We start from the raw sequence: 7,510 nt of genomic DNA, 5'->3' as shown, positions 1-7,510 counted from the left end.
TAAGCGCAAGGCGCAGGCTACGCCAACGCGCAGCGTCTCCCAAGGAGAGGGTTTAGCGACCCAAATCACGCGGAGGTTCCCTGTCCATGAAAATGAACCAAGCACAATCCACCTAAAAGGTGAGGGATTTTCACCCCTGTTCTTTGTTAAAAACCAGTTAGTCCGCCTACGCGGACTGTATCTTCAGTCCGCGTAGCGGCTTGCGCTCCTCGGCTTTGCCAAGGGTTTAGCAAGACAAGACAGGCGGACTTTGCATCATGAGCAGAGACTTCAGTCTCTAGGCTCTTCTTATCCCGTTGGCGTAGCCTCTCCGACAGGAGATACTGACGTTAATTAGCGATCGATTCAAATATTCTCAACCATAAGCAAGATTCCACTCGACTTGTGGGTACTTTAAAAGTAACGAGAGTGATTTGGTTGAAGGCACTGCGATCGCGTTGACGTTCGCCTACCGTTAGGTCAAAACCTACAGCTAGTCACAGTGTGGGCTTTGCCCAATCGCCCCTAGAGCAATATCGCTCAAGCTACACACCACTATGAGGTAACAGCACACCGTGTGAACAAAAGCGGTAGAATTAGAAGCAAATAGCTAAATCCTTTACTTGCCCTGCAACTCAAGCATTTCGCACCCATCGAGGTGGTAGTAATGCACCATGATGGCAGGCAAGCATCGCCGAGCTATTTTCGCTAGATTGGAGTCCGAGCTAGTCTGGTTTCCTGGACGATGGAAGCGCACTGCCCCCAGGGGAGACTATGGCAATCAAAAACAGTACGTCAAGAGAAATGTTCCACTGGTGAGGCTCAATGAGCTACTGCGTAAACCCTGACTGTCCCCAACCCAAGAATCCGATCGATGCTTTCCTGTGCCAAGCCTGTGGCGCGCGGTTACTCGTACGCAATCGTTACCGAGTCACCAAATCACTGGGTCAAGGCGGCTTCGGTGCAACCTTTGTCGCGATCGATGTCTCCCTTCCTGGCGAGCCGATTTGTGTGATCAAGCAACTCCGCCCCAGCAATAATCACGAAAAATTCCTGCGGATGGCGAGAGAACTATTCGAGCGGGAAGCTAGAACGCTAGGCAAAATCGGCAATCATCCTCAGATCCCTCGACTACTCGACTTTTTTGAGGAACGCCGGAATTTTTATCTCGTTCAAGAATATGTCAGTGGACATACGATCCATCAAGAAGTCAAACAGATGGGATTGTTCAAAGAAGACAAAATTCGAGACTTCCTGATCGAAATTCTCCCCGTCATTACCTATATTCACTCTCAACAAGTCATCCACCGCGATATCAAACCCGCGAACATCTTGCGGCGCGAACAGGATGGCAAACTAGTCCTGATCGACTTTGGAGCTGTCAAAAACTATGTCGCCCAGATCGAAACCCCAGAAGGCGTAGAACAAGCTTCTAATACCCAGTTTGCTGTCGGTACCTCCGGTTATGCGCCGCCAGAGCAGTTGGCAATGCGCCCGATCTTTGCCAGTGATATCTATGCACTGGGAGTAACTTGTGTCTATCTGATGACTGGGAGATCGCCCAAAGATATCGAATACAATCCCTCAACTGGGGAAATGATGTGGCAAAACCACGTCCAGTTGAGCAAACACATGACTCAAGTTTTGGGCAAAATGCTGGAGGTATCAGTGCGATATCGCTATCAGTCCGTCGAAGAAGTCCAGCGCGCACTGCAAAATACGGCAGTTGTCCCCGCCCCGCGCCCAGGAGTACCGCCGCTACCAGCGACTAGTCCCAATCATCCGCTGCCACTCGGTCAAACTCCACTACCTGGGATGCCTAGCAATCCCAATGCTCCCGCTCCAGCGACATCTGCCTCCAAGCGGATGGCAGACAAGATCAGGGAACAACGCGAGTCTCGCGATCCGACGAATATCAAAAACGGTAGCGAACCGAGCCGCTTTGGTGCAGATATTAGGACGGGTATTGGTGGTATTCCAGCGATCCAAACACCGCGACGGGAGCAATTGAAGCTAGATGCGCAGGGGGTATTGGCGGCATTCCGACGCGGACAACGAACTTTTAGCGAACTAGATATCAGTAGTCTCGATCTCGCCAAAGCTCATCTACCAGGCATCACGCTCAGTAATGCCAATTGCTCTCATATCAATCTTCAGGGCGCAAATTTGGCGGCTGGTAAATTTGATAAAGCCGATCTCAGTGGTGCGGTGCTCAAGGATACTGTGTTGAGCAAAGGTTATTTTAGCTATGCCAATCTTCAAAATGCCGATCTGCGCGGTGCGGATTTGAGCGAGGCTTATCTCAACTATGCCAATTTACATGGCGCAAATCTATGTGGCGCAAATCTCAAAGGTGTCAAAGTCACCGAAGAGCAGTTGAACCAAGCCAAGACTAATTTTATGACTGTCTTTCCCAATGGGAAGCGTGGTGGCTTCTGGTAGTAAGTAGGTGAGCGTAAATATTGATGAGATAGCTGTGTCTGAAACCTGTGTGGTGGGCAGTACCCACCCTACTAGACTCAAGAGCTTGTCAATTACACCATTCACTATTCACCATCTAACTTATCACTGGGAATTGAGACTTTTGGAGATATAACTAATAGTTCCACTGAGAATTGCTCCACCCATCAATATGCTAATTGCGGGCAAAAATAACGGCTGCCAAAGGCTTTGCCACACCATTAGCCCCATCGGAATGTGTGTATATTTGCCAACGATTGCAATAATAAACCACCCAAAACTCAAGATCACAAAGAAGACATTAGCAGTTAATAAATTATTAATTAGATTTGAAATTTTGGTAATCATTGGGTTAGTTATTGAATATTTAAATGATTTAAAATCGATAAATATGGGTATCGATCTCTAGAGGGTTGTCATCGAATGCTCAACTAATTTGCAACCAGGCAGTGAGTGCAATGGCGAGGGCATCTGCCGCATCATCAGGACGCGGAATTTTGTCGAGAGCTAGCTCTCTAGCGACTGCGGCTTGCACTTCGGGCTTGTTGGCATTGCCGTAGCCAGCCACAGCTTGCTTGATCTGACTGGGTGTAAACTCCACCCAGGGAATTTGATGCTGGGCAATCGCTAGTAAAATTACGCCGCGTGCTTGCGCCACTGGAATGGTATTTCCCATCTTATAGAAAAATAACTGCTCGATCGCCACTAAATCCGGTTTGATTTCGTCAAGCAAGCTGTGCAGATCGTTATAAATTGTCTGGAGCCTAGTCCCCATCTCGGTGCGAGCTGGCGTTTGGATAATTCCAAAGTCAATCAAAGTCACTGTTGGTGGACGAGTGTACGTACAAATGGAGATCGCTCCAAATCCCAAACTAGCTAAACCTGGATCTAAACCGAGAATCCTGGTATTTGTCATTAAGTTAGCCAAAAATTCATCTCAACCTGTGGTGAAGCCCCGTGGGCGGCATGTGCCGAGGCACAATCGTGAGTATTATGGCTGAACCTAGCGATCGCGCCTTTACGATCGCAATTATAGTCGGATTAAATGGGTATATGCGGTATCGATCGCTCACAACCTGCTTGATGCGAGTCATGCTCTACCCGCCCAAATATTCCACACATCAAAAGTCACCAAAATTACAACTTACTCTTTCCGATCTGTCAGAGTACCTGTAAGATTGACTCATTCCAAGTGCATCTCTAAATTTAGCAATTCTCTTACTTTTTGATAGTAAAAATAATGTCGATCGGTCTTTTTAGACAAGCAGTCAGGAATTTAAGTCGCAGCGGTAGTGCCTTTCCCTCACAGGGCGGCAAATATCCTCGGTTTCGGCGACTATTCCAGTGGTTATCACCAGGGATTTTTGTCAAGCGGTGGCTATTGACTATTTACATTGGCGTACTGATGACGATTTTGGGCTTGGCAATTTGGCTCAAGCTCACCCCGATTTTTTGGCTGTTTCAGCTTGTTGACAAGGTAATTGAGTTCTTGGCGAGAGTGGTGCCACACTATTTATCGGGTCCGATCGTGCTGGGTTGCGGTCTATTTCTGGTATTTTGGGGTCATGGTCGATCGCTCGGAGAAATTAGTAAAGTTTTACGTCCAGATAGTGGACAAACTCTACTAGATATGCTGTGGGACAATCGACGACTAAATCGAGGGCCGAAAATTGTGGCGATCGGCGGTGGGACTGGCTTGTCAACTCTGCTACGGGGGTTGAAACTCTATAGTGCCAATCTGACGGCGATCGTCACTGTGGCTGACGATGGCGGCTCATCGGGGCGGCTGAGGCGAGATTTTGGCGTGTTACCACCAGGCGATATTCGCAACTGTATTGCTGCTTTAGCTGATGAAGAGAAGTTGTTGACAGAGTTGTTTCAATACCGATTTGAAGCTGGTGATGGGTTGATGGGACACAGCTTTGGCAATTTATTTTTGACAGCGATGTCGGAGATCACTGGGGATCTGGAACGAGCTGTGGCTGCTAGCTCCAAAGTATTGGCGATTCGCGGACGAGTGTTACCAGCAACTTTGACAGATGTCGCTTTGTGGGCGAGATTAGCTGACGGTCGTCTCATTGAAGGTGAATCGAGCATCGGTAGCTCTGATGGCCAAATCGTCGAAATTGGTTGCACTCCAGCGCATCCACCCGCGCTACCTGCGGCGATCGCCGCCATTGAAGAGGCTGATTATATTATCATGGGGCCAGGGAGTTTATATACTAGCGTCATTTCCAATTTGCTCGTGCCCGAAATTGCCCAAGCCATTGCAGCACGTCAAGTCCCGCGAATTTATGTCTGCAATATCATGACTCAGCCTGGTGAGACAACTGGCTATACCGTCGCCGATCATATCGAAAGTATCGATCGCGCCTGCGGTCACAAATTATTCGATGCAGTATTGGTACAGAAAAATCCGCCCTCGGCTGGGTGTTTGCAAAATTATGCCGAAGAAAATTCTTATCCGGTCTTACTCGATCGCGATGATGTGAAACAATTGGGGCGGAGCATCTTTGCTGTCAATGTGATGGAAGAAGATCCGACAACTCGCTATCTCCGTCACAATCCGCGCCGTTTGGCTAAAGCCTTGATTCATTTTTACCGTCGCGCCCAAGATAGTAGCAACGGCAAAGTCGTACCACTCCCAACCGTTAAAGTAGCGCGATAGCTGGATCTGAGCGATCCTAAATTAGATTCCCGATATCTGGTGCGCTCTGGCTTCCACCCAACACACCCTACCTCAATTACCTCAACGGTGCGTTACGGCTTGTGCCTCACACACCACACCTCAACTTCCGCAACTTAGCTGCTCAGTTGAGGTTGCTATGGCATCTTTCTAACCGCATCGATATTATGATAGAGCGAATTATCGAGTTACCAGATCCAACTGCGACCCTGATGCTGGGGATGGAGCTAGGTAAGTCTTTGCCAGCAGGTAGTGTCTTGTTGTTGACAGGCGAGTTGGGCAGTGGTAAAACTACATTGGTGCAGGGTTTGGCGCGAGGGCTGGAGATTGGAGACGCGATCGTCAGTCCCACTTTTACGATTATCAATGAGTATTTTGGCGGTCGATTACCGCTCTATCATTTGGATCTCTACCGTCTGACAACTGCCGAAGTTGACGAGCTACAACTGGAAGGATATTGGTCGGGAATTGAGACTCAATTGGGAATTGTCGCGATCGAATGGGCGGAGAGACTAGACTATTTACCGACACATTTTACGCGACTCGAATTGACTTACGATCGCGTGGATGGCAGAGTTGCCAAACTTTATAGATTTGAGAACATTTAACGTTTTAGTCTCGACCCAAACTTTCGCCTAAAGCCTTGCTTGGTGAAACACATGCGCCAGGTATCCTCCGCGTGATTTCATCCGCAAAGCCTAAAACCTAAAACCTAACTTCAAGTCGGAATTAATTCACCCGGACGCAGCCGCGACCATTTGCCACGATCTGGGGTAAAACTCAGACAACCGACTACATCCCATTCCATCTCTACCCCATCCGCGAGAGTACGAATATTCACATTGATGCTGGGCTGAGTCGCTTCAAAGTCAGGAGTAGGCGTCAGATGCGCTTGCTGGTGTTGTTCTTCGACTGCATGATAGGTCGTACAGCGATCGACGTATTCGCAATTGATACAGATACACATAAAATTTTAGGGGTTAGGGACTAACCAACTATCTTTCATTCTATGCAATTTTTAGCGAATCTACCATTCGACCTTAACCTCTTACCTCAGCCAGTGTATGTAGTTGGTGGTGCGGTGCGAGATTGTCTACTCGGACGAGTCCGAGCCGAATTGGACTTGGATCTGGTAGTTGCTACCAGCGCGGTAGCGGTAGCCAGACAACTGGCGACAACATATCGCGCGGGATTTGTATTGCTAGATGCCGAACGTCAGATTGCACGGGTGGTGTTTCCAGGAATGACAGTCGATATCGCGCAGCAGGATGGGGCGAGTATTGTGGCGGATCTGGCGCGGCGCGACTACACGCTCAATGCGATCGCCTATGACATCCAAACCGGAGCGACGATCGATCCATTCAATGGCAGTGAGGATGTCCAGCAACGGCTGCTGAGAATGGTCGGTCGGGATAACCTAGTTAGCGATCCTTTGCGGCTGCTCAGAGCCTATCGTCAAGCAGCACAGATCGGTTTGACGATCGAGCCTGCAACACATCGGGCGATTCGGGAATTAGTACCTTTGCTAACTACTGTTGCCGCAGAAAGAGTACTCGCAGAGCTACGATATTTATTGCAAGCACCAACTAGTAGTCAGTGGTTGGCGGCGATGGTGGCTGACGATCTCTTGATGGGTTGGCTAGAGATACCTGTAGGCGCAGACTTTCCAGCTAGACTAACAGAGTTCGATCGCGCAGTTAAATCGATCGATCGACATTATCCCGCACTCGTACTCGCACTCGATCGACCGTTGCGCGCTACGATCTCGATCTCGCGGCGATCGATCGGTAAATTTATGCTGTTATTATCACCAGAGCTGCAACTCGCCACAGTGCAGATGTCTAGACTAACTTTTAGTGCGATCGAAATGCAGGTAGTCACCACCGCCATTACCTATTTACCGCAACTAGTGGGGATCGAAATGTCGCTGAGGGAACAATATTTCTGGTTTCAAGCTGTGGGCGATAATTTCTCATTGATGGTAGTATTGGCGATCGGATCTGGAGTCGAGCTAGTTAATTTAGCCCCTTTAATCGATCGCTATTGCGATCCGCTCAACCAAGTTGCACATCCAACGCCATTGGTGAGTGGACGTGATTTGATGGCAGGTTTGGAACTACCACCATCCCCAATGATTGGTAAATTGCTGACGGAAATTCAGATCGCCAGAATCATGGATAAAATAGCGACACCCACAGAGGCAATCCAATTTGCTCGAGCATTTATACAATCGATCGAGCAGCAGCAAAAATGAGTCAAACTATCGCCATTGCTGAAGCAATATCATACCTGTTTAAAAATCGATATAGTTGCTGGGTTATCGAGCGTCAAATTAATCTTGTCTTTGGATTGGTATAGTAAAGAAGACGATCGCCCCATGACACT

General features: G+C 48.5%; 9 protein-coding genes. 6 read left to right on the top strand and 3 right to left on the bottom strand.

What is annotated here, in order from left to right; genetic code table 11:
• Together ACEW9I_RS04630 and ACEW9I_RS04625 are read left to right on the top strand one after the other, a co-directional pair.
• The coding region (locus tag ACEW9I_RS04630; RefSeq protein ID WP_373539194.1) for a hypothetical protein at positions 1-196 on the top strand (196 nt) is incomplete at its 5' end.
• Positions 197-804: 608 nt separating this feature from the next.
• On the top strand, positions 805-2,421 hold the full coding sequence (locus tag ACEW9I_RS04625; RefSeq protein WP_373539193.1) for a pentapeptide repeat-containing protein: 1,617 nt from the start codon (positions 805-807) through the stop codon (positions 2,419-2,421).
• A gap of 123 nt (positions 2,422-2,544) precedes the next feature.
• Here ACEW9I_RS04625 and ACEW9I_RS04620 read toward each other — a convergent pair whose 3' ends face one another.
• The gene (locus tag ACEW9I_RS04620) at positions 2,545-2,787 is read right to left on the bottom strand and encodes a hypothetical protein (RefSeq protein WP_373539192.1); all 243 of its coding nucleotides are present in this window, start codon (positions 2,785-2,787) and stop codon (positions 2,545-2,547) included.
• 79 nt (positions 2,788-2,866) lie between these two features.
• Entirely contained in the window at positions 2,867-3,355 is a 489-nt protein-coding gene (gene ruvC, locus ACEW9I_RS04615; protein WP_373539191.1) for a crossover junction endodeoxyribonuclease RuvC, read from the bottom strand.
• 77 nt (positions 3,356-3,432) lie between these two features.
• Between ruvC and ACEW9I_RS04610 the strand changes: the two genes are divergently transcribed.
• From ACEW9I_RS04610 to tsaE, 3 genes are all read left to right on the top strand, one after another.
• On the top strand, positions 3,433-3,615 hold the full coding sequence (locus ACEW9I_RS04610; RefSeq protein WP_373539190.1) for a hypothetical protein: 183 nt from the start codon (positions 3,433-3,435) through the stop codon (positions 3,613-3,615).
• A 64-nt stretch (positions 3,616-3,679) separates the two neighbouring features.
• Positions 3,680-5,107, top strand: a complete 1,428-nt coding sequence (gene yvcK / locus ACEW9I_RS04605; protein WP_373539189.1) for a uridine diphosphate-N-acetylglucosamine-binding protein YvcK — start codon at positions 3,680-3,682, stop codon at positions 5,105-5,107.
• 185 nt (positions 5,108-5,292) lie between these two features.
• Positions 5,293-5,733 (top strand): tRNA (adenosine(37)-N6)-threonylcarbamoyltransferase complex ATPase subunit type 1 TsaE, encoded by a 441-nt coding sequence (gene tsaE / locus ACEW9I_RS04600; RefSeq protein ID WP_373539188.1) that lies wholly within the window; start codon positions 5,293-5,295, stop codon positions 5,731-5,733.
• A 110-nt stretch (positions 5,734-5,843) separates the two neighbouring features.
• On the opposite strand, the gene ACEW9I_RS04595 is transcribed toward tsaE, so the two are convergent.
• Entirely contained in the window at positions 5,844-6,092 is a 249-nt protein-coding gene (locus ACEW9I_RS04595) for a Ycf34 family protein (RefSeq protein ID WP_373539187.1), read from the bottom strand.
• 42 nt (positions 6,093-6,134) lie between these two features.
• Here ACEW9I_RS04595 and ACEW9I_RS04590 point away from each other — a divergent pair, with 42 nt between their 5' ends.
• Positions 6,135-7,379 (top strand): CCA tRNA nucleotidyltransferase, encoded by a 1,245-nt coding sequence (locus tag ACEW9I_RS04590; RefSeq protein WP_373539186.1) that lies wholly within the window; start codon positions 6,135-6,137, stop codon positions 7,377-7,379.
• Positions 7,380-7,510: the final 131 nt, after the last annotated feature.

Origin of the sequence: Chamaesiphon sp. (assembly GCF_041738855.1) — a bacterium.
Classification (GTDB): domain Bacteria; phylum Cyanobacteriota; class Cyanobacteriia; order Cyanobacteriales; family Chamaesiphonaceae; genus Chamaesiphon.
The sequence above is the reverse complement of the archived record's forward strand: the minus strand, read 5'-3'. Positions and strand labels throughout refer to the sequence as shown.